Annotated in this window: 20 protein-coding genes; 12 read left to right on the top strand and 8 right to left on the bottom strand. The window is 59.7% G+C overall.

Annotation, left to right across the window (positions count from 1 at the left end; genetic code table 11):
* The first annotated feature begins 239 nt into the window (after window positions 1–239).
* Both iolG and IE100_RS01485 read left to right on the top strand, forming a co-directional pair.
* Window positions 240–1,226, top strand: a complete 987-nt coding sequence (iolG, locus tag IE100_RS01490) for an inositol 2-dehydrogenase (protein ID WP_189372354.1) — start codon at window positions 240–242, stop codon at window positions 1,224–1,226.
* 141 nt (window positions 1,227–1,367) lie between these two features.
* Window positions 1,368–2,381: a Gfo/Idh/MocA family oxidoreductase gene (locus IE100_RS01485; RefSeq protein WP_189372352.1), complete on the top strand. Its 1,014-nt coding sequence runs from the start codon at window positions 1,368–1,370 to the stop codon at window positions 2,379–2,381.
* A 191-nt stretch (window positions 2,382–2,572) separates the two neighbouring features.
* Here the strand turns inward: IE100_RS01485 and IE100_RS16385 are convergent, their stop codons facing one another.
* The gene (locus tag IE100_RS16385; RefSeq protein WP_229800173.1) at window positions 2,573–2,713 is read right to left on the bottom strand and encodes a universal stress protein; all 141 of its coding nucleotides are present in this window, start codon (window positions 2,711–2,713) and stop codon (window positions 2,573–2,575) included.
* A 647-nt stretch (window positions 2,714–3,360) separates the two neighbouring features.
* Here IE100_RS16385 and IE100_RS01475 point away from each other — a divergent pair.
* From IE100_RS01475 to IE100_RS01465, 3 genes are read left to right on the top strand one after another with little or no spacing between them, the layout of a single operon-like run.
* Window positions 3,361–3,954, top strand: a complete 594-nt coding sequence (locus IE100_RS01475) for a hypothetical protein (RefSeq protein ID WP_189372348.1) — start codon at window positions 3,361–3,363, stop codon at window positions 3,952–3,954.
* Complete coding sequence (locus tag IE100_RS01470; protein WP_189372346.1) at window positions 3,941–6,511, top strand: hypothetical protein; 2,571 nt, start codon at window positions 3,941–3,943, stop codon at window positions 6,509–6,511. Before IE100_RS01475 ends, IE100_RS01470 begins: the two co-directional genes overlap by 14 nt.
* Before the next feature lie 22 nt (window positions 6,512–6,533).
* The gene (locus IE100_RS01465) at window positions 6,534–9,653 is read left to right on the top strand and encodes a tyrosine-type recombinase/integrase (protein ID WP_189372345.1); all 3,120 of its coding nucleotides are present in this window, start codon (window positions 6,534–6,536) and stop codon (window positions 9,651–9,653) included.
* Between the two features lie 299 nt (window positions 9,654–9,952).
* Here IE100_RS01465 and IE100_RS01460 read toward each other — a convergent pair whose 3' ends face one another.
* The gene (locus IE100_RS01460; protein ID WP_189372343.1) at window positions 9,953–11,269 is read right to left on the bottom strand and encodes an MFS transporter; all 1,317 of its coding nucleotides are present in this window, start codon (window positions 11,267–11,269) and stop codon (window positions 9,953–9,955) included.
* Window positions 11,270–11,378: 109 nt separating this feature from the next.
* Window positions 11,379–12,548, bottom strand: coding sequence for a M20 aminoacylase family protein (locus IE100_RS01455; RefSeq protein ID WP_189372341.1), 1,170 nt, complete (start codon window positions 12,546–12,548; stop codon window positions 11,379–11,381).
* A 125-nt stretch (window positions 12,549–12,673) separates the two neighbouring features.
* On the opposite strand from IE100_RS01455, the gene IE100_RS01450 reads away from it, so the two are divergent.
* Complete coding sequence (locus IE100_RS01450; RefSeq protein WP_189372339.1) at window positions 12,674–13,627, top strand: LysR substrate-binding domain-containing protein; 954 nt, start codon at window positions 12,674–12,676, stop codon at window positions 13,625–13,627.
* A gap of 83 nt (window positions 13,628–13,710) precedes the next feature.
* Here IE100_RS01450 and IE100_RS01445 read toward each other — a convergent pair whose 3' ends face one another.
* Window positions 13,711–14,118 carry a peroxidase family protein gene (locus IE100_RS01445; protein WP_189372337.1) on the bottom strand — a complete coding sequence of 136 codons (408 nt, stop codon included), beginning with the start codon at window positions 14,116–14,118 and terminating at the stop codon, window positions 13,711–13,713.
* A 409-nt stretch (window positions 14,119–14,527) separates the two neighbouring features.
* Window positions 14,528–15,571, bottom strand: a complete 1,044-nt coding sequence (locus IE100_RS01440; protein WP_189372336.1) for a GGDEF domain-containing protein — start codon at window positions 15,569–15,571, stop codon at window positions 14,528–14,530.
* A gap of 488 nt (window positions 15,572–16,059) precedes the next feature.
* Here IE100_RS01440 and IE100_RS01435 point away from each other — a divergent pair, with 488 nt between their 5' ends.
* On the top strand, window positions 16,060–16,920 hold the full coding sequence (locus IE100_RS01435; RefSeq protein ID WP_189372334.1) for a DMT family transporter: 861 nt from the start codon (window positions 16,060–16,062) through the stop codon (window positions 16,918–16,920).
* Window positions 16,921–16,959: 39 nt separating this feature from the next.
* Here the strand turns inward: IE100_RS01435 and IE100_RS01430 are convergent, their stop codons facing one another.
* Window positions 16,960–17,865: a LysR family transcriptional regulator gene (locus IE100_RS01430; RefSeq protein WP_189372332.1), complete on the bottom strand. Its 906-nt coding sequence runs from the start codon at window positions 17,863–17,865 to the stop codon at window positions 16,960–16,962.
* Window positions 17,866–17,970: 105 nt separating this feature from the next.
* On the opposite strand from IE100_RS01430, the gene IE100_RS01425 reads away from it, so the two are divergent.
* From IE100_RS01425 to IE100_RS01405, 5 genes are all read left to right on the top strand, one after another.
* Window positions 17,971–18,639 (top strand): RraA family protein, encoded by a 669-nt coding sequence (locus tag IE100_RS01425; protein WP_189354871.1) that lies wholly within the window; start codon window positions 17,971–17,973, stop codon window positions 18,637–18,639.
* Window positions 18,636–19,298 carry an RraA family protein gene (locus IE100_RS01420; protein ID WP_189372331.1) on the top strand — a complete coding sequence of 221 codons (663 nt, stop codon included), beginning with the start codon at window positions 18,636–18,638 and terminating at the stop codon, window positions 19,296–19,298. The genes IE100_RS01425 and IE100_RS01420 overlap by 4 nt, the downstream gene beginning before the upstream one ends.
* On the top strand, window positions 19,298–19,942 hold the full coding sequence (locus IE100_RS01415) for an RraA family protein (protein WP_189372329.1): 645 nt from the start codon (window positions 19,298–19,300) through the stop codon (window positions 19,940–19,942). Before IE100_RS01420 ends, IE100_RS01415 begins: the two co-directional genes overlap by 1 nt.
* Window positions 19,939–21,156, top strand: coding sequence for a pyridoxal phosphate-dependent aminotransferase (locus IE100_RS01410; RefSeq protein ID WP_229800172.1), 1,218 nt, complete (start codon window positions 19,939–19,941; stop codon window positions 21,154–21,156). Before IE100_RS01415 ends, IE100_RS01410 begins: the two co-directional genes overlap by 4 nt.
* Window positions 21,157–21,229: 73 nt before the next feature.
* Window positions 21,230–22,030: an alpha/beta fold hydrolase gene (locus tag IE100_RS01405; protein WP_189372326.1), complete on the top strand. Its 801-nt coding sequence runs from the start codon at window positions 21,230–21,232 to the stop codon at window positions 22,028–22,030.
* 326 nt (window positions 22,031–22,356) lie between these two features.
* Here the strand turns inward: IE100_RS01405 and IE100_RS01400 are convergent, their stop codons facing one another.
* Both IE100_RS01400 and IE100_RS01395 read right to left on the bottom strand, forming a co-directional pair.
* Window positions 22,357–23,538 carry a M20 aminoacylase family protein gene (locus tag IE100_RS01400; RefSeq protein ID WP_189372324.1) on the bottom strand — a complete coding sequence of 394 codons (1,182 nt, stop codon included), beginning with the start codon at window positions 23,536–23,538 and terminating at the stop codon, window positions 22,357–22,359.
* A gap of 22 nt (window positions 23,539–23,560) precedes the next feature.
* Window positions 23,561–24,781 (bottom strand): diaminopropionate ammonia-lyase, encoded by a 1,221-nt coding sequence (locus IE100_RS01395; protein WP_189372690.1) that lies wholly within the window; start codon window positions 24,779–24,781, stop codon window positions 23,561–23,563.
* Window positions 24,782–24,793 lie beyond the last annotated feature (12 nt).

The raw sequence follows: 24,793 nt of genomic DNA, 5'->3' as shown, positions 1-24,793 counted from the left end.
AAGAACACAGCCGCCGACTGCCGCACGATCACTGTCAGGGTGACGGCAGCCGGCGCGCTGTTGCAGGCATGGCACAAGCTGGTGCGTCAAAAAATTTTCTAGCAAAATAGTATTTGAGAAATTAATTTCTAATCTTATACTGCGTTGGCAACAGGTCGCCCGCCACGGGCGCCACCAGATCGCCAGCGCTGCCGGTGTGTCCGACAGGCAGGCGACCAACCTACAACACGGAGAACACCATGATCGACGTAGCCCTGTTCGGCGCTGGCCGTATCGGCAAGATTCACGCGGCCAACCTGTTTGCGCACCAAGGCGTGCGCCTGAAATACGTGGTGGACACCCACGCACCGTCCGCCGCCGCGCTGGCCGAACAATACGGCGCCAGCGTCACCGACACCGACACCGCACTGAACGACAACAGCGTCGGCGCCGTCATCATCGCCAGCAGCACCGACACCCATGCCGAGCTGATCCTGCGCGCCGCCGCCGCCGGCAAGGCCATCTTCTGCGAAAAACCGGTCGACCTCGACCTGGCCCGCGCCCGCGACTGCGCAGCCGCGGTGGCTGCGGCCAAGGTGCCGTGCCTGATCGGCTTCCAGCGCCGCTACGACCCGACCTTTGCCGCGGTCAAGGCGCGCATCGACGCCGGCGAGATCGGCAGCCCGGAAATGCTGATCGTCACCAGCCGCGACCCGGGTGCCCCGCCGGTGGACTACATCAAGCGCTCCGGCGGCATCTTCAAGGACATGCTGATTCACGACTTCGACATCTGCCGCTGGATTCTGGCCGATGAAGTGGTAAGCGTGCACGCCAGCGCCAGCGTGCTGACCGACCCGGCCATCGCCGATGCCGGCGACGCCGACTGCACCGCGGTGACCCTGCGCACCAAGAGCGGCCGCCTGTGCCAGATCAACACCACCCGCCGCGCCGCCTACGGCTACGACCAGCGCTTCGAGGTGCAGGGCAGCCTGGGCATGTTGCAGGCCGGCAACCACCGCCCGACCGAAGTCACCGCCTTTGGCAGCAAGCAGGTGGCCACCGACCTGCCGGAACACTTCTTCCTGGAGCGCTACCAGGCCGCCTACGCCGGCGAGATGGCGCACTTCTTCCGCGTCATCACCCAGGGCGAAACGCCGCGCACCACGGTAGAGGACGGCGTGAAGGCACTGGAACTGGCCGACGCCGCCACCCGCTCGTGGCAGGAAGGCCGCGTCATCGCCCTGTAAATCATTGCCAAACCTGCTTGCACCCTCAGCCAAACCCGGGACTATCGCGTGACAGCGGCCTGCATCGCCGCTGAAGGACGATAGGAACGACAGCCCCGGTTTTATCGCAAGCAGGATTGGCGCCCAATTAAGGACCTCCCCGTGAGCACAGTACGTATCGCCATCGTCGGCCTCGGCCGTCTCGGCCGCCGCCATGCGGCCAACCTGCAACAAACCCACGGCGCACAGCTCGTTGCCGCCTGCAGCCCGGTCGCGGAAGAACGCGACTGGGCCGCCACCGCCCTGCCCGGCGTGACGCTGTATGCCGACTACGCCGAGGTGCTGGCCACCCCGGACGTCGACGCCGTGTTTCTGGTCACCCCCACCTCGCTGCACGCAGAGCAGATCATCGCCGCGCTGAAGGCCGGCAAGCACGTGTTCTGCGAAAAGCCGCTGGCGCTGAACGTGGAAGACTGCCTGGCAGTGGAAGCAGAAGCCGCGCGCCACCCGCAGCTGAAGGTGATGATCGGCTTCGTGCGCCGCTTCGACGCCAGCTACCGCGACGCCGCCGCCAAGCTGGCCGCCGGCAGCGTCGGCCGCCCCTACCTGCTGCGCTCGCAGACCTGCGACCGCAACGACGAGAGCGGCTTCTTCGTGCGCTTCTCCGCCAGCAGCGGTGGCATCTTCATGGACTGCAGCATCCACGACATCGATCTCGCGCGCTGGCTGCTGGGCAACCCGCAACCGAAACGGGTATGGGCCACCGGCACCAATGCGCTGCACCCGGCACTGGCCGAGCATCAGGACGTAGACAACGGCGTGGCGATGTGCGAGTTCGAGGGCGGCCAGCTGGCCTGCTTCTACGCCTCGCGCACCCAGGCGCACGGCCACGAGACGCTGACCGAGATCTTCGCCAGCGAAGGCCGCCTCAGCGTGGGCGCCAACCCGCGCGCCAACCGGGTGGAGATCAGCGACGCGCACGGCGTGCGCAACGAGTGCGTGCAGGACTTCTACCAGCGCTTTGCCGAGGCCTTCGTCACCGAGGCGCAGGTATTCGTCGACACCATCCGCGACAACCGCCCGTCGCCGGTGACGCTGGCCGACGCGCGCGAAGCCACCCGCATTGGCCTGGCCATCACCCAGGCGTTCCGCAGCGGCGAGGCTGTAAGTCTGTAAGTAACTTATTTCACTCTCCAATAGAGCCCGCACACAAGAGCACGACCTTTCCGCCTATTGGACGATTCGAGATTTGCTACCAATCAAGTCCTCCCATCCCACGTAAAAAGACGGCTGTTCTCTACGAGAGAACAGCCGTTGGCGTGCACAGCACAGTCTGGGTGCTTCCGGAAAAAACTTACTTCATAACCCTATTTCCCAACCGTGACCGGGATGGCCGACTGCGGCACCACCGCCGTGGCCACCGAGCCCAGCCGCAGCTGGCCGAGGCCGCTGCGGCCGTGCGAGCCGATGATGATCTGGCAACCAGCGCGTTGCAGCCAGGAAAACACAGGCTGATGCCATCTGTATGGCGGATAGTTTGCCAATAACAAACACATCAGACATTTCAGCCCAGCAAAGTCATGTGATCCGACGGGACGTCGCGGGCACTTCATGAGCCATCACCCACCTGCACAACAGGACACAACCTTGGAGATCTGGCTCAGCATGAGAAGGTCTGATTGCGTATAAATACAACACCCGAAGACTAAGCCGTGGCTTCATGAACGGAACAAACGCTAGGGACATTGCCAACTGATCAACAATCCCATACGATTTTTACACCGAGCTGCCGGACTGCAGCCTTTCGACCGCTTTAACTAAACTGAGCCGCATGCCGCAGAGAGATCTGCCCCCTTAACAGCATGCAGCTCATCTCCTGCCCCGTCAGCGAGACACTTCAACGCAGTTCATCCACCCATCGCGTACTCTTTGTATGCTCTCTGACTTCTGCTTAATCAAGCCCATACGCTTTCATGCCGCGTGAACACACCTTGACGCTATCCTCGTCAATTTAATCACGTCTATTCATCAAAGCTGTCATTAACCCCATCGCATTTAGCATTGTGATGTGGTTTACACTTTCTTAATCAGCGCCCCTGATTAATTTCTCACGGAAAAACCATGATCAAACCAAATTTAGCAAGAGAAAAATTCCATGCCATCAAATACTCAGCAACAAATATATTTACTTGAAGCAATTCGCACTCCGAAACATCCACTAATCAATATAGTCTGGAGCTCTTTTGAGAATATTAGCTTTTCGACACCAATCACGGACTGGATTGACCCTACATTACTTTCCCAGCCATATTTCTCAGATATAAAAATTTGGCACCCTACCTCGCAAGGAAAGCCGGAGCTGCTTGCGGGCTTTCGATCCTTTAATATTGCGAAATCTGCTTGCCTAAAGGAAATTACTGCCACTGAATACTACGGAATTAGCGAGGCAGAAGCACTGGAAATATCGATCAGCGATATCTTGTTATCACTATTAAAATGGAGCCATGGTAACAAAAGCAGTAATGTGCAAGTCTATAACTTCTGTAAATACATACGAAAACACCTTCCTGATATTTACCGAAAGCAGTTGCCACGACAAACAGAACTCCGGCACTTGCTAAAAATAAGCGAGTATGTCGGTAAAAAACAACCTGTCACCGCCAGCAAAATAGCCCGGTTGAGACAGACACTCTCCTCTGCGGTAGCGGACGTGAATAATGAGGAGTCGGTACACCATGGCGAAAACTGACTCCCGTTTCGAAGACGACAGCCTTGGCGCATTGTGCCAACTCGTGGTTATCGAACCCGATGCACTCCGGCCATTACTGGACTGGATCAATGCACCACCCAATCTGCAGCAGCTGCGCTCTGTCATCGATAACTTGGTGGAACTGTTCGAAGTTGGTCAGCATTCCCCCCTCCTCCCTGAGTTCGCTCTGGATGAAGCACAAATCGCCTCTTGGAAATCTATCCTGGAGATACTTCAAGCATCCTTACCTACCAAATTGTCTTCAGAGCTGCAGCACCTGAATGCACGGAAGAAAGTTCGACCCGATGGTCTTATCGGTGACTACCCAGAATATGCGTCTCTCGTTGCAAGCGAACCGGGCTACCCGGAAAACGAGATCACTGTGATTCGCTATCTGCATTTCATTGCGTTGGGCGCTGCCGCTGGCTATCGCCAGCAGATTGCATCTGGTGAAGTGAAGCAGCCTACAGGTTGCATTGATACAGGCATGCGCAAGATCCGGGATCTTGCAACCCCCAACAAGCGGCCAGTATTTCCAATCCCCGATCTACGGGCCGAGACAACGCTAAAGGCATGCCAAGCAGCACTTGAAGCGCTGACAAATGCTAACGCTGATAAAGCTAGCCAAGAATGGGGCGACCAAATCCGCGGTCTTTTTCGCGCGTATAGCGAAAAGCGAGAAAGCCAACGAAAACGTTATGAACTGGAGCTGGATAAGATCGGTGAAATCCGCAAAATACCGGCGCAGGAAGACCCCGACTGGGCGAGCGAAACAGGCACCACAGACCAGTCGGCCAACCCGGTTCGTGTCATCACGACCTTTATCAGCCGCCCGGACGAAGCCAGCTGCCGAGAACTGATGAGGCTCGGGCTCTCACCGGAAGAGTGCACAACGCAATCAGCAGTCGCTTTAAATGACCCAGGCGCGCCACGTTTGGCACAGAATGAAGCCCGCCTCAGTCGACTACGAAGCCGTGGGCTGCTGCACGGCATCATCCAGGCCGCACAAGCACTACCAGATAGCTGGGGCACCCCTACCGCTTATGAGATTGAGCGGCTGGTACGCCAGTTGAGCAACGAGCCACAGCCTGACCTCAAAACGGTTCCGCAAGATGAAATGCCAGCTCTGCGAGCCATCCTTCTTCTGCGACTCTGGACCGGCCGTGCACTTGATGACCTACTATCTCTACGTATCGTTTCAAACCCCGAAGACTATGCCTTTAGGGATCAAAACTCGCTGATCTTCATTGAAGATACAGCCACGCTGCTAATCCCCATCAGCTCACCTTCACGAAAACGGGGTATTAATCCGATTGACCAGGCACTGATACAGAGCCCGGAACTGTCCGGGCGGCCAACGTCAACAGAAAGTAGCATTCTGGTAAGTCTGCCCAAAGCAGCCACTTCAATCCTGCAAAACTACTTTCACAACTGGAAGCTGACAAAAAAACGCAAGACGCATCGCCGTCCTTTTGAGCACTGCACTACCGATTTTGCAGCCGGCATCAAAGCTTATCTCGCGCATATCAATGGTCAGCACGCAACGCGCTGGACGGACGCTCGCCTGTCTCACATCATGCGCCAGGCTATTTTTCAAAGCACGGGTGACCAGGTTTTTGTTTACCTGCTCACTAAGCAAGAAACAGGGCATGCCGTCGTTGCTGCACATTACCAGTGTACCGATGTAGCCTACCTGGCCGCGATTTTCCAGCGCGCGCACGCTTGGATCATCTCGACCGTTCGTGACGGTACCGCCCCACACCTGCCCTCTATTGAGTCCCTCCCCCACCCTCTGGCACCCGCTGTCGGCAGCTCGTTGGCGGTGTCAGACACATTTGTCCGCGAACTGTGCAGTCATCTCAAGCTAATCATCCGGTCACAACAACGTCAATCGCCATCGCTTACCACCTGGATTGGTATCCACAATGCTTTGGCTGCGTACATCGCGCACTGGCTGGGTTTCTGTTCCGGCTACCGAGCGGTACGTGACCCACTTCACGACCCACGCGAGCTCGATCAGCAGACCGGCTTGCTGGTCATCAGTGATAAAGACGATGACCATTATCGACACTCGAGAGTGGTCTGCCTGCCGCTCAACTTCGTAGAGCAGATGCATGCATACGTCGAACATCTGCTCAGTCTCGCAACCAAGCTGACCAGCAAGCCCAGTCTGCAAAGCGAGATCCGAGGGCTTTGTCAGCGCTATCGCAACGCGGATACCCGTTGGGATGGTACAGACCAAGCTATGCCTTTTCTGTTTTTTCTGAGCCCGCAGCTACGCGTGCGCAATGTTTCCCCCAGCACGCTTGCAGAGTTCAACCCGACCGAACTGCCCGGCAACATAGACCGGCACTATTTGCGAAGCAAACTCAGTGCACTGGGCGCACCTGGGGAGCATATCGATTACTTCATGGGACACTGGGAGCGGGGAGAAGAGCCTTACCAACAGTACTCGATGGTCAGCCCACTTCAGATTGGCCTGACGCTACAGCCTTACTTGGAAAAAATCAGCAAAGCTTGTGGGTGGTCGGTTCAGATTGGCCTGCGTGGCTGCTAATCCACCCAAGGAAATCATCCTAATGAACGACAACGATATTTGGGCAGGTTGGCCGTTGAGCGCTGCCGAAGCGAGCACCGATATCCATGGGCATACAAAACGAGGGCTAAATCGTCGCAAACAACTCATGCGCGCAGAGATCGCTTTGCTGGGGCATCTGGATCAACTTCGCCCCGGCTCAAGTGCAGGTTTACGAGACTTATCATTTCCCCAGAATTTGCTGGCTGATCTTGAACAATGGCAATTGAATGATAAGGAGCAGACTACACACATCAAAAAGCTACGGTCTTTTCTGCGTCGAGGCTTACTTAACGGGCAGCAAGCGCTGAACTGGAATGTGGAGCTTCCACCTCTAATCATTACCTTGCCTGGCATTAGCAACCCGCTTTCCCCCAAGGCGATCTCTTCCCTGCCTGTCTTCCGCAAGCAGCTTGAGTTGTTCTTGGCGACACTGCAGCCAACGTGGCGTGGATCTGCGCGCGAGCAAGTGGCTATCAAACTGTACTGGGGACGTTTCTTCTTCAGCAGCGTCGCACTTGGCGGCCTGCTGGACAGTGCGGCCTTGCTACAGCTGCCATTCTGCGAAGGCAAAGAGAAGCGCTGGCAAGACCAGGTCTGGATTGAGCTTTTTACAGAAGAATTGCCTCAGTACGTTCAAGTTAAGCGTGCACCACGGCACTGGTTTCCCGACCCGGTCAGTCTCATCCTGTTCAAGCAGCTACCACCGCTACCAGTTGAGCGCTGCCACGACAGAGACAGTACTCGCCGATGGGTATACGGTTGCCTGCATGATTTTTTGGACTACCTCAGCGATAGCCAGCAGGATCAAACTGGCGCTCATCGCTTGCCCCGACATAAGTTGCACCAAAGCGTTCAGCAATGGCTATGCGATGCTACTACGTACTGGCAGCTGATCCTGCCCCCTTTCCTGGTCGACCATAGCCTCGGTCAGAGTGGGGCAACCGCCTGGACGACTTCATGCTGGCAGCGCGTTCTCGAAAAAAAGTCGCCACCATTGGCCGTATCTGGCGAGTCCACGTTTATTCCGTCTGTCATTCAATGCCCGGGAAAGGTGACGCACAATTCGACGGATGACAAGATTCAACAACTCTACAAAGACATCAAGAAGACCCTGCATCAATCCAGCAAGCAGCCCGATCCGACCTGGAAAACCGTTCATGACCGACTCCGATCACTCAGAGATAAAGCGCTCGAAATCAGCGTCGTCATCGGTGGGCTGCTGGACTGGATTCTGTCCCGCTACAGCCAAAAGAAAATCAAACGCAGTACGGCATATCAAGAGCTGACAAGCCTTGGTCGCAACCTGCTCTCGGAGCTGGACGAGGCAATGCTCAGCGACATGGAGGGCGCCGACTTCGAGACTGTTTACGAGACGATCCTGGAGCAGGTAACCAACGCGCAAACACGCTCGCAGAAGGCGGAACAATTACGCCGTTATCACCTGCACATGATGCAACTAGCCGGTTGGCCCAGCTTGTATTTCTCGCTTGACGGGCAAAATGGTAGGCCGCAAGCAGATGCCCATATCCTGATGGAAGAAGAGTATCAAAGTCTCTACTCGGCGCTGTTGGGAGCCAAAGATGATCCGTACTGCCACATGCAGCTGATCTTGCTGATCCTGGGCTTTCGCTGCGGTCTGCGTATCAGCGAAGCCAGGGGACTAAGGCTGGAAGACATCCATTACCGTGGAGCACTAGCGGTGATGAATCTAGGAGCCAACGAACTCGGACGACTGAATGCAACACTGCTGGTAAGACGCAACCCGTTCAGCCGCCTAAAAACGGACAACGCCAAGCGACAATTGCCGCTGAGCCTGCTATTGGCCAATCACGAGTTGGCAGAGCTACTGGGCTACCATCAGCAGCAGCGCTGTCGTGCGGGTAGTCAACGTGGTTGCTACCTGTTTGCTGACATGGCAACCAATACCCGCCCTGTCGATTTAGAACGGGTTCAGCCTTCCCTGCACCATCTCATGCGCCAGGTTACCGGCGATCATGAGATGCGCTATCACCATCTGCGCCACTCATTTGCCACGCATCTGGTTCAACTTTTTACAGGGCAAGACACGCCACTAACCCTGCCAACGCACTGGGCTGCATCCACCAACACTGACGGCTCTCTGCCACGACTCGTTGCGCATGTATCACCCAAGAGCGAACTCAGTCGTAAAAGTCTGTTCGCCATCGTGGAGTGGATTGGGCATGCCAGTCCAGGCACAACACTCTGTCACTACGTGCATAACCTGGATCATCTTTTGAAAAACCAGATGTGGGCGCACAGCTTTGCACACCGACGCAATGGTCTCGGCTTTGCCAGACAGTTCGTTGACCACATCGAACCCGCACGCCATGTCGCAGACCTGCTTGGGCTCAGTGATGAGAATCTACGCCAGCGCAATAGCCGCTACGGACATTTGATGGGCTGGGTACCTGCATTACTTGGCTTGCAAGATCAATCTCGTGACTCAAGCAAAAAGCAGTGGCGCAGACCTGACCAGGTCAATTTGCAGATGAAGAATGTGCACAGCGAGCCGCGTACACTGGCAAACTTTGGTTTTGACGAATGGTGCAGTTTCCTGACCCTCTGGCGCCAAGGCGTTGCCTTACCCCAGTTGGCTCGGATTTTCTATCTGTCGTCTGACAGACTGCCACCGCAGCTAGCCAAGCTACAGAAGCTTTTTGAGCGCAAAGGCAAAAAAGGTGGCAATACGCTGGTTCGCCAACAGCCTATGTCCTCCGTACAACATCTCCCGGTAGTACCACGTAGCCATAAAGAACGAGAATCAGCGCAACGCTACTACCAGTCAATTCAACGCTTGCTGATGACCGAACAAGCCAATGAGTATGTAGAGGGACTGCGTTACTTCGCCACCCAGTATCGCACTTGGAATAACAAGATTCGATGGGAAGAGCTTGATGGCAAGCCAGAACGTCACACCGGGTTAAAGCATTTGATTGGCAAGCTTGTACCCCACGTCCAGTTCCCCCCGCTTCAAGCACATGCGCAGTATCGGCGGAGTGCAGGCCAGATATCGCTGACCAACCCACACACAGGAAAGTCCAGTCATGGGCTGTACTTTGCCCTGCTTGTTGCGTGCATCAGCCAAACAGTAAAAGCATGAGGCCAACTGCGAGTAAGAGCAACCCAACGTCCACCGCATTTCGAGTAGCACTATGCATGCTGATTCCAACATATCGTTGATGACCGATTTTCGGCCAAAGCAGACGGTCACAGACATTGTGACTACGTCCGCTTCAGACTTCAAACGGCTGTTCAAAAGAAAAAAGACCGGCGTTGCTTCTCGTGCGTAGACTGAGTACCAAATATTTGCGCGATTAAAGAAGACTCCGCTCTTTAGCCTGTTGCTACAGCCGGTTTACCATCACATCGCTTTAACTGTGAGTCAGCGCGGGCTGCGGCTTACTCGATCGGTCGACCGGCTGTTTCGCGCACCATCGCCCAGCCAATCAGCGACAGCAGCCCGCAGCCGATGACATACAGCGCCGGTGCATTCGGGTTGTCAGTCAGGCGGATCAGTCCGGTGGCGATGAACTGTGCGAAGCCGCCGAACAGCAGCACCCCGATACAGTAAACCAGTGACATGCCGGTAGCGCGTACCCGCCGCGGGAACAACTCGGGCAGGATGACGACCGTAGGCACAGTGTGTAGCACTTGTATCAGCGCCAGGCCGGCAGTGACTGTCAGTAGGGTTGGTAGTGTGGGATGGGCATTCAACAGCACGAATGCCGGATAAATGATCGCAAGCAGGGCCAGGCGGGGCCACAGGATGGACGGTTTGCGCCCGATGCGATCGGAAAGTATGCCTGCCAGTGGTGCCATCAGCATCGATACCACCGCGCCGGTCAGCCCGGCCCACATTGCCAGCTTGAGCGGCATGCCCAGCACCGTGGCGGCATAGTTGGTCAGGTAGTTGAGGATGATGTAATTAGCGGCGGTGCCGCCAATCACCAGCAGGACGCCGGCTACCAGCTGGCGGCGATACGGCCCGAAGACTTCCGCTACGCTACCCAGTCCTTCGGATGCATTGGAGGTATCGGCGGTTTCGTGCAGATGCCGCCGGATGTACAGGCCGGCCGGTACCACCAGCATGCCCAGTACAAACGGAATCCGCCAGCCCCAGCTTTCCAGCGCCTCGGTTGACAGGAAGTTCGTCAGCGCCAGCCCGCACACCGAGCCCAGCAGAATGCTCAGCGACTGGCTGAATAGCTGCCAGCTGCCGTAGTAGCCGCGGGAGTTGTCGTCGGCATATTCGAGCAGCAGCGATGTCGAGGCGCCAAGTTCGCCGCCAATGGCGAAGCCTTGCAGCAGCCGGCCGACCACAATCAGCACCGGTGCCGCCAGCCCGATCTGTGCATAGCTCGGGGTCACCACGAAAATAGCGGAGCCAAGCGCCATCAGCCAGAGCGTCAGCATGAGCGCCGGTTTGCGCCCGGCACGGTCGGCATAGGCGCCGATAACGATACCGCCCAAAGGGCGTGCAGCGAAGCCGACGCCGAACGTCGCCAGAGACAGCATCAGCTGGCCAAAGGCGGAGTCAACCGGGAAGTACAGCCGGCCGATCAGGGTGGCAAAAAAGGTGTAGACGGTGAAGTCGAAGAACTCCAGGCCATTACCCAGGGTAATGGCGGCGATGGAGCGCACGCTGGCGCGCTTTTTGCCCGGGCGGTCGAGTGTGCGTCCGACGGCTTGAGCCGGCGTAGTGAGGCTGGTAGACATGATGGTAAGTTTCTCTTGGTTGACTTGGGGTCACTGCATTCAGGTGCTTTGTAATTGTTATGGTTGACCGGTCGCGGCTCTTTGGCTGATCCGGTCGGGGTAAAACTGATCAGGCCAGAAACTGCTGGGTGAGCTTGACCCAGTAGGTCGCGCCCAGCGGCAGGATTTCATCGTTGAAGTCGTAACCCGGGTTATGCACCATGCAGCCCCCTTTGCCGTCGCCATTGCCGACAATCAGGTAGCAGCCGGGACATTGCTGCAGCAGGTAAGCGAAATCCTCGCTGCCGGTGAGCTGTGTCATGTTGTCGATCAGGCCGTCTTCGCCCAGCCAGTCGCGTGCCACGGCTTTGGCCAGTTCAGTCTCGGCGGCAGTGTTGACCAGCACCGGATAGCGCCGCTGGTAGTCGACCTCTGCCTGTGCGCCGAAGCTGGCGGCCTGGGCTTCGGCCAGGGCGGTAATGCGCTGTTGCAGCAGTTCGCGCACCGCCGGGTTGAGCGAGCGGATCGACAGCCGCATTTCGGCGTTATCCGGAATCACGTTCGGTGCCTGCCCGGCGACGATCGCACCCACGGTGACGATGGCGGTTTCCAGCGGCGGCACATTGCGTGCCACCACGCTTTGCAGCGCCATGGTCAGCGAGGCGCAGACCACAACCGGGTCCACCGCTTCATGCGGCATGGCGCCGTGTCCGCCACAGCCCTTGATTTTGATGATGGCGCTATCCGACGAGGCCATGAAGGCGCCGGGCAGAAAGCCGAAGCGTCCGGTCGGGTAGCCCGGCATATTGTGCAGGGCAAAGACCGCATCGCACGGGAAGCGGTCGAATAGCCCGTCTTCCAGCATTTTCTGGGCACCGGCCAGGCCTTCTTCCGCCGGCTGGAAAATCAGATTGAGCGTGCCGTTGAAATCACGGTTGGCCGCAAGATACTTGGCGGCGGCCAGCAGGGTGGCGGTATGGCCATCATGGCCGCAGGCGTGCATCTTGCCGGCATGGCGGCTGGCGTAGGGCAGCCCGGTGGCCTCGTCAATCGGCAGCGCGTCCATGTCGGCGCGCAAGCCCAGCCGTTTGTCACCATTACCGTTTTTTAGCGTAGCGACCACGCCGGTGCCACCCAGGCCGCGGTGTACCTGGTAACCCCAGGCACTCAGACATTCGGCGACTAGATCGCTGGTGGCAAACTCCTCGAAACCGAGCTCGGGGTGGGCGTGGATCTGATGGCGCAGTTCGACCATCTCTTTTTCGATGGCACGGATGCCTGGCAGGACCGGGTCTGTCATGTTGTGTCTCCTCGTTGCCGCCACAGGAAAGCGGGGCTGCTGAAAATCATCTTAATTGACGATTTTTTGTTTCGGGAGAACCAGTTTTGTTATCTTGATTACCTAAGGTTGTCAGGGGGGGCGAGATGAAACTTCATCAACTGCAGGCATTGGTGGCGATTGCCGATTGCGGCAGTATCCGTGGCGCGGCGCGCCGGCTTGGCCTGTCGCAGGCGGCGCTGACCAAAGCCGTGCGCGAGCTGGAGGCGCAGCAGCAGTTGCCGCTGCTGATCCGGCATGTCAGCGGTGTGACCTTCACGGAGTTTGGTGCGGCGCTGCTTAGCCATGCCCGGCTTGTCGTCGGCCAGCTGGAGCGGGCCGAGGCAGAGCTGTCGCTGCTGCGCGGCCATGCCGAAGGGCGCTTGAGCGTCGGTGTCACCCCCTTTATCGAGCTGACTTTTCTGCCCGCTGTGGTGCGCCGCTTTCGCGCCAAGATGCCGCATGTGCGGCTGGAGCTGTTCGAAGGCTTGTCGGTGGTGTCGCTGCCCAGGCTGCGCAACGGGGAGCTGGATTTTGTCGTCGCGCCCCACATTCCCGCCATGCCGGCACAGGAGTTCGAGTGCGAAGACTTGCTGCTGTACCAGAATGTGGTGATCGCCCGGCAAGGGCACCCGCTGGAAAACAGCAGCTCGCTGCACCAACTGCTGGAAGCGGACTGGGTGGTGAACTACAGCCCGACTTCCTACGAGCCGTTCATGCACAACCTGTTCTGGCAGCATGGCGCGCAGATCGATGAGCAGCGGCTGGTCAGGGCGCATTCCTTGACCCTGCTGCTATCGCTGGTGCGCCATGCCGACATGCTCAGTTACTGCCCCGAGCCGCTGCTGGTGGCGGAGCCGATGCTGGAGTGGATCCGGGTGATGACGCTGGAGCAGCAGTTCGAAACCGGCAAGCTCGGCATCATCAGCCGGCGCGATACCACCCGCAGTGTGGCGGCAAAATGCTTTGTCGATTGTCTGATCCAGGAAATACGACGCTGCGCGCGCTCCGCAAGCGCGGTCGATTGCCGGCTCAGCGAGAAGCTGACGTTGCTGATCTGACGGGGATCTGCCCGGAGAAAAAACAGGGCAAACCATGACCGGGTTTGCCCTGTTCGTTGCAGGTTGGCCGCAGGCGGCGCGGCTTATGCCAGCTCGAAGCGATCCAGGTGCATGACCTTGTTCCAGGCGGCGACAAAGTCGCTGACAAATTTCTGCCCGGCATCGCTGCTGGCGTACACCTCGGCCAGCGCCCGCAGTTGCGAGTTGGAGCCGAACAACAGATCCACTACCGTTGCCGTCCACTTCAACTCGCTGCTGTGGCGATCGCGCCCTTCCAGTACGCCGGCGGTGCTGCCCGGCTGCCACTTGGTGCCCATGTCGAGCAGGTTGACGAAGAAGTCATTGCTCAGCGTTTCCGGCCGCTTGGTCAGAAGGCCATGCGGGGTCTGGCCGCTGTTGGCGTTCAGCGCGCGCAGGCCGCCGATCAACACTGTCATCTCCGGCGCGTTCAGCGTCAGCAGCTGTGCCTTGTCGAGCAACAACTCGCCCATGACGCCTTCCAGTCCTGGTGCCGCATAGTTGCGGAAACCGTCGGTCTTGGGTTCCAGTACCGGATACTTTTACGGCTGCTTTCAATATGAAAGCAGTCGTCTTTATTTGGGTAAGCGAAAGACAGCTATGGCCGACCTGCCGTCCCTGATTGAATGCAGCGAACGGCGGCTCCATTTGGTTGCCTGCCGGTTTAGCTCTTACGGCTCGACCGGCAGCAGTGGGTCAGGAGTGGGAATTCGCCCGACAGAAAAGCTGCCGTTCAGGGGGATTTGCCGGTGAAGGGCAGCTTATCGGCGCATTGCTGACTGATTCAGCCAACAGGACCAATGACCGCAAAGGCTGACGTTCTACCACAGGTCATGTTGGTTATGGCAGCAGCTCCGCCTTTTCGGCTAATTGCCACATAAGTTAGCCGCGCTGTTTTCTGGCTTGCTTAACCACATACATTTCGCTGTCTGCCAGCTTTATTGCAGCGGTACTATGCAGCCCGAACGGAGCCAGCGCCACCACGCCTACACTAGCACCGCGGTAGGGCACAATCTGCTTGCTCAACTGGTAATCGCCTATGGTGGCATCGGTAAGTCGCTGCTGCAGAACACGGGCTGCGGCAGCTGGCTCGCCATCGGTAATCAGCGTACAAGGCTGGCCCGTGTTGATCCAGTCTGGGCCAGGGCAAATCACCACGAATTCGTCGCCTCCCATGCGCCCCAGCATGTCGCTTGCCCGTAGACCGGTTTGCAGCCGGAAGGACACCGCCTGCAGAAATTCGTCGCCGCTCTGGTGGCCGTACTGGTCGTTGATCTGCTTGAAGCCGTCCAGATCGATTACTCCCACTAGGATGCTACTGCTAGTTCGCACGGCCTGTACTAGCATGCGCTCCAGTTCATCAAAGAGCGCGCGGCGATTGGGCAAGCCGGTCAAGGCATCGCTCAGCGCAAACGAGGCCAGCTGGGTGTTGGCCGCCTGTAGGCTCTGAACCAGCGCTTCCCGCTCGATGAAGTTGCCCACGATATTGGCAAATAGCTGCAGCAGGGTTTCGGTTTCCTGTGGCACGCTGATCTGTCTGGCGCTTGCTGCGCATAGGGTCCCCATCAGACCTCCCTCGGCATTACGCACAGGTGCACTCAGATAACTACGGATGCCCAGCTCGCGCGCGGCGGCGGAGTCGCCCCATATCGTACTGACTTGACTAGTGGCCATCAGCCCCATATCCAGCGAGCGTTTGCACAGCGTGTCTTCCCACGGCACAGAGAGTCCTTCTCTTATCTGCATCTTGCCTGTGTTACGCGCATAGCGAACATGCTGCACGCCATTGCTCAGTTCGATACTAGTAAGGTAAGTGGACTCCATGCCGGTGATCTGGCCGAGCATTTCCAGCAACGGCTGAATCAGCTGATCAACCGTTTTGGCTGTGTTGAGGGAAAAGGAGAGCCGTGAGAGTACCGCGTCCATACCTGCATTTCACCCAAATAACATACAAATAGCGCACTGTAGTGGATCTATAGCTTGCAGCCTAGCTCGTCATGGCTGGCATGCAATGGATTTGTGCCAGTTTTATACTGTTAGCAATCATGGTCTGAATCGCGCCTGATTTTTTAAGATGCTTTAACGGCTGCAATCAATACAGCGGCGGAACTTCAAGATTCTAACTGTGACTGACTGCTCTGGCCGATCTACAGCCAGGTCACCAGTAGCGGCGGCAGATGGTCGGCCAAAGCAGCCACTCACGGTGTAGAGAGGACTCTTACCAAACAGGGGCAATAAGCCCGCTTGCTAGTAATTTGCCTCTAGCGGCTTATCTGTTGATTCCTCTTTAACTATCACAGCGCTATCCAAAAAGTATTTCACATTCAATCAGGCAACCCTGAGCATGCGGCTTACTCCACGCAGAGAACAATCCATTGAAACAGGTTCTTTCTTCCCCACAGAAACTTGGGGTCATGTTTGCCTTTCTGGCCGCCTTCGGCTTTTCCTTCAAGGCCATCTTCGTCAAGCTGGCCTATGCCGCCGCCACGGTGGACGCCGTCACCCTGCTGACGCTGAGAATGGTGTTTTGCCTGCCCTTCGTACTGGTGGCTTGCGTGCCGGTATTACGGGGCATGCCGCGGCTGTCTCGGCGCGATGTCGGCATGCTGCTACTGCTGGGCGGCATCGGCTATTACGGCTCCAGCATGCTCGATTTCTATGGCCTGCAGTACATTTCCGCCGGGCTGGAACGGCTGATCCTGTTCACCTACCCCACCCTCACCATCCTGATCGGCGTGCTGTTCCTGGGCAAGCCGATGGAGCGCAGCATCATGCTGGCCGCGATGCTGTCCTATGCCGGGATTGCGATTGCCTTCGTGCATGACGCCAGCCAGAGCAGCGATGTGCACCGCGTGGCGCTCGGTGCCGGTTTTGTATTTGGCTGCGCGGTGCTGTACGCGCTGTACAGCGCCGGCTCGGAAGTGGCCATCAAGCGGCTGGGGGCAATGCGCTTTTCGCTGCTATCCATCCTGGTGGCGACCGCGGCCGTGGCGCTGCACTTCCTGCTCAGCCGGCCGTGGCAGCAGTTGCTGCTGCCGGCGCCGGTGTATGGCTACAGCCTGGGCATGGCGCTGTTTTCCACCATCCTGCCCATCGTCTGGCAGTCACTGGCGATCCGCCACATTGGCGCCGCGCGTGCGGTGCTGATTGGCACCCTCGGCCCGGCGTTGACTATCTTCTTTGGCTGGTGGCTGCTGGACGAGGCGGTGTCGCTGTCGCAGCTGGCCGGCACGGTGCTGGTGATTGCCGGGGTGCTGCTGGCCAGCCGGCGCTGATCGTTGGCCGCCCAAGGTTGGCCGCAAGCGTGCGGCGCCTCAGCCGTTGGCCGCGCTGTAGCTGCGCACCGTCTCCAGCACCGCGGCGAGCAGATGGTTCTGCCGCTGCGTGTTCCAGGCCATGGCGGTGGTGACCACGTGCAACTCGTCCGCCAGCGGCCGGATCACCACGCTGGCCGGCGCCATGCCCTGCACCGACGCCGGCACCAGCGCCACGCCCTGATTGCAGCCGACAAACGCAATCTGCGACGTCACCGAGCGCACCTCGTGCAGGATGCGCGGCGAAAAGCCGCTGCTGTGGCAGGCCGCGGTCAGCCGGTCGAACGAGATCGGGCTGACCTTGCGCGCGAACATGATGAAATCCTCGCCGGCCAGATCGTGCAGCGCCAGCTGTGTCTGGCCGCACAGCGGGTGTGTCGCCGGCAGCGCCACCGCCAGCCGGTCCGCGCGTAGCGGCAGCGCGCTGATGTGCTCGCCCAGATCGCCTTCCAGCCGCGCAAACGCCAGGTCGATGTCGCCGCTGAGCAGCGCCGGCAGCGCCTCGTAGCTGTCAATTTCCTTTACCGCCACCGTCAGCCCCGGGTGTTGCTGCTTGATCTGTTCGATCAGGCCCGGCAGCACGTCCAGAATCGCCGAGGTGATCGCGCCGATGGTGATGGTGCCGATCTGCCCAGCGGCCGCCTCGCGTACCGCCAGCTCCAGGCTTTCCAGCTGTTCGGCGAATTTCTTCATCGCCGGCAGGATCGCCTGTCCTACCGCCGTCAGCTGCGCGCCGCGGCGCGAACGCTCGAACAGCTTCACTTTCAATGCCTGCTCCAGGATCTGGATCTGCTCGGTCAGCGGCGGTTGCGACATGCCGAGGCGTTTGGCGGCGCGGCCGAAGTGCTGTTCCTCGGCCACGGCCAGGAACAGCCACAGGTGGCGGATGAGACGAAAGTTGATCATGATTTTGATAGGTTTGGCGTATGTAAACGTTACAAATTTCGGAATTTACCTATCGAACTGTAGGGCGGAAAGTAGCGGCACACAAGCCCCCAACAGGAGAGTCCGATGAGCCAGCCTTCTTTACTCGCGCGTTTGCAGCAGCAGGACAGCAACACACTGTCCGACGCGCTCGATTTCCTCAATCTGCCCGGTGCCACCTATGGCCTGCGCCCGCTGTGGGACTGCCCCAAGCTGGTTGGCCGCGCCAGTACCGTGCAACTGGGTCGCAAGACCGATGTGGCGCCGACGGTGCACCTGATCTCGCCGGTGATTGCTGCCATCGACAGCACGGAGCGTGTACTGGTGATCGCCGGCGGCGTGGATGGCATTTCCTGCTGGGGCGACATCCTGGCTAATGCCGCGCAGGTGAAGGGTGTGCGCGGCACCGTGATCGACGGCCTCAGCCGCGACATCGACGGCAGCGCCGACATCGGCTACCCGCTGTATGGCCGCGGCGTCACCATGATCAGCGCGCGCAACCGCGTGATCCAGCTGTCGTCCGGCCAGCCGGTGAATATGGCCGGTGTGCAAGTCGACGAAGGCGACTACGTGCTGGCCGACCGCTGCGGCACGGTGTTTGTGCCGGCGGCACATATCGAGGCGGTGCTGGAGCTGGCGGAGCGGATTGCGCGCCGTCAAGCCGGCATGGTCGCCGCCGTGCGCAGTGGCCGCTCGGTAGAAGATGTCATGCACGACCGGCAATTCGAAGCCATCAAGCAGGAGGGCAGCAAATGAACGCAGTAGATCGTGAACTGGTGGCACTGTTCGCCGGGCTGGATAGCGCCGGCGTATCCGATGCCATGGACAAGCTGGGCCTGCCGGGACAGTGCCTGGGCATCATGCCGCTGGAAAATTACCGCCAGGTGGTGGTGGGGCCGGCGTTTACCGTCAAGTATGTTTCGGCTAGTACGCCTGCCGGCACGGTGGGTGACTTCATTGACGATGTCGCTGCCGGCGATGTGGTAGTGATCGACAACGATGGCCGCACCGACTGCACGGTGTGGGGCGACATCATGACCCAGTATGCCGGGCTGCGGCAGATCGCCGGAACGGTCATCGACGGCGTGTGCCGCGACGTCAACAAGGTGCTGAACGACGGCTATCCGATGTTCTCCAAGGGCCGCTTCATGCGCACCGGCAAGGACCGGGTGCAGGTGGAGGCAGTGGGCGGCACAGTATCGATCGGTACAGCGCGCGTTGCAGCCCGCGACATCGTGGTGGCCGACGCCAACGGCGTAGTGGTGGTGCCGCGTGACCGGGCCGCCGAGGTAGCCGCGCTGGCACACAAAATCGAAGCAGTAGAAGCCGAAATTCGCGATCAGCTGGCACAAGGTAAAACCCTGGCCGCCGCACGCGAAGCCTTGGGTTACCACACCCTGCAAAGGAAAGCATGATGAGCCACTCGGTTATCGATCAAACGTTGGCCGCACGTTGCGCGGCACTGGGGACCGCCACGTTATACGAGGCCAACGGCCAACCTTGCGCGGTGGATCCGCAGATTCGCAGCCTGTGGCCTGGGGCATTCATTGCTGCACCGGCTTATCCGTTGGTCTGCTCTCCTGGCGACAACCTGTCCATCCACATCGCACTAGAACGCGCGCCGCGCGGCAGTGTGCTGGTGGTAGATACCGGCGACTTCATCGCCGGCTACTGGGGCGAGGTGCTGACCGTCGCCGCCGAGGCCGCCGGCATTGTCGGCTTGGTCATCAACGGTGGTGTGCGCGATAGCGCTGCCATCAGCAAGCGCCGCTTTCCGGTGTTTGCCCGTGGCGTATCGGTGCGCGGCACGGTGAAGGCCAGCGCGCCGGCGGTCGGGCTACCGATGATTTTTGGCGGGGTGCCAGTCGCAGACGGCGACCTGGTAGTGGCCGACGACGACGGCGTGATCATCGTGCCAGCTGCCGAAGTGGCGCGCACGCTACAGGCTGGTGAAGCACGCGCCGACAAGGAAAGCGTAATGATGAACCAACTGAGCCAGGGTGCGACCACCCTGGAGCTGATGAGCCTGGGACACTGGCGCGAGAAGGCATGGCCATGACAAAGCAATATCTGAACAAACACCTGGCCACGGCCAAACCTTCCGCTACCTACAAGGTGATGGACCGCGTGGCCGCGCTACGTGCTGCCGGCATCAACATTATCTCGCTGTGTGCCGGCGAACCGGATTTCGATACGCCGGAGCACATCCGTACTGCGGCCATCGCCGCCATCAACGGCGGTCACACCCGCTACACTCAAGTGGCCGGTACCCGCGCGCTGCGCGAGGCGGTGGCCAGCAAGTTCCGCCGCGAGAACGGGCTGGACGTGCAGTGGCAGGACACCATTGTCTGCTCCGGCGGCAAACAGGTGATCTTCAACGCATTGGCGGCGACCCTGAACGAAGGTGACGAGGTGATCGTGCCGGCGCCGTACTGGGTGAGCTACCCGGAAATCGTGCAGCTATGTGGCGCGCGACCGGTGGTGGTGCCTTGCGGCGAGGATAGTGGTTTCAAGCTGACGGCAGAAAAGTTGGCAGCAGCCATTACCCCGCAGACGCGCTGGTTGATCCTGAACTCACCATCCAACCCCACCGGCGCAGTCTACAGCCGTGCCGAGCTGCAGGCGCTGGCGCAGGTGCTGCTGGCGAATCCTCACGTGCTGGTGCTGTCTGACGATATATACGAGCACCTGCTATTTGACGATCAAACATTCTTTACCCTGGCACAGGTCGAACCACAGTTGCAGGCGCGGACGCTGACCATGAACGGGGTGTCCAAGGCCTACGCCATGACCGGCTGGCGCATCGGCTACGCCACTGGGCCGCACTGGCTACTGGAAGCCATGGAGAAACTGCAGGGACAGCAGACCTCCGGCGCCAGTGCCATCTCGCAGCAGGCAGCACTGGCGGCACTGACCGGGCCGCAGGACTTCATCAGCAGCTCGCGCGAGGTATTCGAAACCCGCCGCGACCGCATGGTCCGGCAGCTCAACGAAATGCCTGGACTGTCTTGCGCTCAGCCTGGTGGCGCCTTTTACGTGTTTGTCTGCTGCGAGGAACTACTGGGCAAGACCAGCCCGGCCGGCAAGTTGCTGGCTAGTGATGAGGACGTGGCACTGGCGTTACTCAACGAGGCCGGTGTGGCAGTGGTGCAAGGCAGTGCCTTTGGACTGGCGCCATACATCCGCATCGCTTATGCGCTGGATGATGCCTCGCTGCTACAGGCGTGCGCAGCGATCCGCGAATTCTGCACCGCCGTGATGCACGGCAGCTGATTCTCAACCTGGTGATTGCGGCCAATCTTGTCTCAGGGTTGGCCGCAAATTCCGTTGCTTACCGGAAAACAGCATGACAATCCAACAGTTTGCCAGCCAGCGGCTGGCGTTCGACATCGATGGCGTGGCCGTCGACATCGCCACCCTGCACCGTGATGGCGACAAGGCGCCGATCCTGTTCCTGCACGGCTTTGGCTCGACGAAGGAGGATTATGCCGACATCGTGCTGCATACTGCCTTCGACGGTCACCCGTTTATCGCTTATGACGCGCCGGGTTGCGGCGAGACGGACTGCTCCGATCTGGGCAGGGTATCGATCAACCTGCTATTGCAGACTGCGCTACGGGTACTGGCGCACTATCGGGTGGATCGCTTCCATCTGGTCGGCCACTCGATGGGCGGCCTCACCGCCTTGCTGCTGGCCAGCCAGCTGGGCGAACGCGTGCTCAGCTTTACCGATATCGAAGGCAATATCGCCCCTGAAGACTGTTTCCTGAGTCGCCAGATCGTCGACTACCCCGCTAGCGATGCCGACGTATTCTTTGATGCCTTCATTGCACGCACCCGCCATGCGCCGGCTTACGCCAGCGCCTTGTATGCTGCCAGCCTGCGCCACAAGGTGCGTGCCGGCGCGGTGCGCGGCATTTTCAGATCCATGGTGGAATTGTCGGATCATGGTCAGCTGATGGATAAATTCCTGGCCTTGCCTTGTCGCAAAATGTTCATGTATGGCGAGCAAAACGCTGGTCTGAGTTACCTGGCCCATATCCAGCAACACGGGGTGCGGCTCAGTACGGTGCCACATTGTGGCCACTTTCCCATGTACTCCAACCCTCTATTCATGTGGGGTGAGATTGCCGACTTTGTAAGTTGATAGTTTTATCGCTTCTTTGAAGTGAGTTTCTCTCCATTTGCTAGATACTTTAATGGCTGCTTTCAAAGCGAAAGCAGCCATCTTTCCTTTGGAGAGTGAAGGTCGGCTTTGGCCGACCTGCAGCCGACCAGGTGAGGACTCCGGCAGGTCGTCGGCCGTAGTGGTCGTTCTGACTTTTCAGAAAGCTCTACTGCTTTCCGTTTGAAAGCAGCCTTATCTTACTGCTCCCTGTGACAGGGATATATCAGATTCAGCCAACGAGGTTAATCACCAGACCAATACACAATGGCTGCCTTCACACTTGAGGGTAGCCATTGTGTGGGCGGTTATGCTCGCGCAGGATTGCAAGGCTCTCCTGACAATACCAGCCTGGCAAGCTCAGCAAAATAACGGGCGCCGGTGGTCAGGATGGCGTCATTGAAGTCGTAGCCCGCGTTGTGCAGCGGCGTCGCGCCCTCTTCGCCGGCGCTGCCATTGCCGATGAAGATGAAATTGCCCGGCACCTGCTGCAGGAAGGCGCCGAAGTCTTCGGAGATCATCATCGGCGTCACGTTGTCGTCCACCTGCCGGCTGACCGTATTTGCCGCCGCTACCGCCAGCGCAACGTACTCGGGTGAGTTCACGGTCGGAGCGAATTCGTGGGTGTAGCTGAATTCGCAGCTGGCACCGTGGGCGTGGCAGATGCCCTCGGCCAGCTCCCGCATGCGGCTGGCCAGTAGTGTCTGGATCGTCGGGCTGTAGCTGCGGGTGTCTCCCCTGATGGTGACCTCGGACGGAATGACGTTGCGCAGGCCGTCGGTGACGAACTCGGTGCAGGACACCACCGCCGGCTGGCTGGGGTCGACGTTGCGCGACACCACCGTCTGCAGTGCCAGTACGATCTCGGCGCCGATCACCAGCGGGTCGATGCCCATGTGGGGCCGCGCAGCGTGGGTGCCGCGGCCGCGGATGCGGATGCTGAAGTTGTCCTCGCTGGCCATGATGCCGCCGGCGCGGGTGGCGAAGCTGCCGGCGGCCATGCCCGGCATATTGTGGGCGCCGAAGATGGCGTCCACCGGAAAGCGCTGGAACAGGCCGTCAGCCATCATCGCCTTGGCGCCGCGGCCGTGCTCCTCCGCCGGCTGGAAGATGAAGCGCACGGTGCCGTTGAAGTCGCGCCGCTCACTCAGCAGCCGCGCGGCGCCCAGCACCATGGCCATGTGGCCGTCGTGACCGCAGGCGTGCATCTTGCCGGCGGTGCAGGAGGCGTGGGCACGTGTCGGGACGTTTTCCTGAATATGCAGCGCGTCCATATCAGCGCGTAGGCCGATAACGGCCGGGCCGTCACCGACCCTGAGGTTGGCGACGATGCCGGTGCCGCCGATGCCGGTGTACACTTCCAGCCCCATGTCGCGCAGCAGGCCGGCGACAAAGGCGGCCGTGTTCACCTCCTCGAAACCGGTTTCCGGGTGCCGGTGCAGATGGTGGCGCCAGGCCACCAGCTGTTGTGACAGTGCTTGTTCAGACATGTTGTTTCCTCCGGTCAGTGGTTTACTGCACATGATCGGCCATCCAGCGTGCCTGGCGTTTGGCCACGCTGCTGGCAGACTCCCCGACCAGCGCCTCGTACACGCCCGGCGCCGTGGCGCCTTCGGTGTTGACCACCAGCACCCGCGACTGACCGTTCAGCCCCACCGCGGCAAACCGTGCCGGGTCCGCGGCCAGCACCTGCAGCCCGGCCAGACCGGCGGCGCCGGATTCGCCAGCCACGACGGGCACGTCGCGCGGCGAGCCTGCGGCCAACGTTTGCATGGCACGCACCGCGTCGTCGTCCTGGATGGTGATGAAATCATCGATTGCCTGTTCCAGCACCCGCCACGCCAGCGGCGAGGTCTCGCCGCAGGCAAGACCGGCCATCACCGAGTCCACCGAGCCGGTAGCGCGGGCGGCACGCCCCTGCAGCGCGCTCTGGTACAGGCAGTCGGCCTGCTCTGGCTCCACCACGATGAAGCGCGGGCGCTGGCTGCCGTAGTGCTGCCACAGATAGCTGGCCAGCCCCGCCGCCATGCCACCGACACCGCCCTGCAGCAGCACGTGGGTGAACGGTTCGGCCTGCTGCGCGTCCAGCTGTTCGATGATCTCGGCGGCGATAGTGCCGTAGCCCTGCATCACGTCGCGCGGAATTTCTTCGTAACCGTCGTAGGAGGTATCGGACACCACATGCCAACCGTGTTCTGCGGCCAACCTTGCCGCCTCGGTCACCGATTCGTCGTAGTTACCACTGATGCGCACGATGCGCGCACCGTAGGCGGCGATGGCAACCTCGCGTTCCTGACTAACCTGGGCATGCAACACGATCACGCACTGGCAGCCTACGGTTTGGGCGGCAGCGGCCAGCGCCCGGCCATGATTACCATCGGTGGCGCTGATCACGGTGATGCCGCTGACCTGGCCGCAATTATTGCCGCTTAACAGTTGTGCCGGATCCAGCACCGGGTTCAGCCGCGCCAACAGGTGGATCAGCGCGGCCGGCGCACCCAGTGCCTTGAAGCTGCCCAGTTCGGAGCGGAACGACTCGTCCTTGACCGCCAGTTGCGCAAGGCCCAGCCGGGCGGCCAGCTCCGGCAGCTGCCACAGCGGCGTGGCCTCGCGGCTCAGGCGCTGCCACGGCGCCAGCCAGCGGCGGCTTTCATCGGCGGCGCGGATATTGAGGACGGTTTGCAGCGAGTCAGGATAGGCGCCGTGATTGGCCTTGGGGTTGTGGGTAAGCATCACGCAGAGTCT

The sequence above is a fragment of the Vogesella alkaliphila genome (assembly GCF_014652475.1).
In the GTDB taxonomy this organism is placed as follows: Bacteria; Pseudomonadota; Gammaproteobacteria; order Burkholderiales; family Chromobacteriaceae; genus Vogesella; species Vogesella alkaliphila.
This window is presented reverse-complemented; position numbering and strand designations above follow the sequence as displayed.

What these genes read in the sequence shown, in the direction of transcription:
- iolG (WP_189372354.1), top strand. Translation starts at nt 240, where the DNA reads ATGATCGACGTAGCCCTGTTCGGCGCTGGCCGTATCGGCAAGATTCAC.
- IE100_RS01395 (WP_189372690.1), bottom strand. Translation starts at nt 24,781, where the DNA reads ATGCTTACCCACAACCCCAAGGCCAATCACGGCGCCTATCCTGACTCG.
- IE100_RS01415 (WP_189372329.1), top strand. Translation starts at nt 19,298, where the DNA reads ATGAGCCACTCGGTTATCGATCAAACGTTGGCCGCACGTTGCGCGGCA.
- IE100_RS01425 (WP_189354871.1), top strand. Translation starts at nt 17,971, where the DNA reads ATGAGCCAGCCTTCTTTACTCGCGCGTTTGCAGCAGCAGGACAGCAAC.
- IE100_RS01445 (WP_189372337.1), bottom strand. Translation starts at nt 14,118, where the DNA reads ATGGGCGAGTTGTTGCTCGACAAGGCACAGCTGCTGACGCTGAACGCG.
- IE100_RS01475 (WP_189372348.1), top strand. Translation starts at nt 3,361, where the DNA reads ATGCCATCAAATACTCAGCAACAAATATATTTACTTGAAGCAATTCGC.
- IE100_RS01460 (WP_189372343.1), bottom strand. Translation starts at nt 11,269, where the DNA reads ATGTCTACCAGCCTCACTACGCCGGCTCAAGCCGTCGGACGCACACTC.
- IE100_RS01410 (WP_229800172.1), top strand. Translation starts at nt 19,939, where the DNA reads ATGACAAAGCAATATCTGAACAAACACCTGGCCACGGCCAAACCTTCC.
- IE100_RS01455 (WP_189372341.1), bottom strand. Translation starts at nt 12,548, where the DNA reads ATGACAGACCCGGTCCTGCCAGGCATCCGTGCCATCGAAAAAGAGATG.
- IE100_RS01405 (WP_189372326.1), top strand. Translation starts at nt 21,230, where the DNA reads ATGACAATCCAACAGTTTGCCAGCCAGCGGCTGGCGTTCGACATCGAT.
- IE100_RS01470 (WP_189372346.1), top strand. Translation starts at nt 3,941, where the DNA reads ATGGCGAAAACTGACTCCCGTTTCGAAGACGACAGCCTTGGCGCATTG.
- IE100_RS01430 (WP_189372332.1), bottom strand. Translation starts at nt 17,865, where the DNA reads ATGATCAACTTTCGTCTCATCCGCCACCTGTGGCTGTTCCTGGCCGTG.
- IE100_RS01450 (WP_189372339.1), top strand. Translation starts at nt 12,674, where the DNA reads ATGAAACTTCATCAACTGCAGGCATTGGTGGCGATTGCCGATTGCGGC.
- IE100_RS01440 (WP_189372336.1), bottom strand. Translation starts at nt 15,571, where the DNA reads ATGGACGCGGTACTCTCACGGCTCTCCTTTTCCCTCAACACAGCCAAA.
- IE100_RS01400 (WP_189372324.1), bottom strand. Translation starts at nt 23,538, where the DNA reads ATGTCTGAACAAGCACTGTCACAACAGCTGGTGGCCTGGCGCCACCAT.
- IE100_RS01435 (WP_189372334.1), top strand. Translation starts at nt 16,060, where the DNA reads ATGTTTGCCTTTCTGGCCGCCTTCGGCTTTTCCTTCAAGGCCATCTTC.
- IE100_RS01420 (WP_189372331.1), top strand. Translation starts at nt 18,636, where the DNA reads ATGAACGCAGTAGATCGTGAACTGGTGGCACTGTTCGCCGGGCTGGAT.
- IE100_RS01465 (WP_189372345.1), top strand. Translation starts at nt 6,534, where the DNA reads ATGAACGACAACGATATTTGGGCAGGTTGGCCGTTGAGCGCTGCCGAA.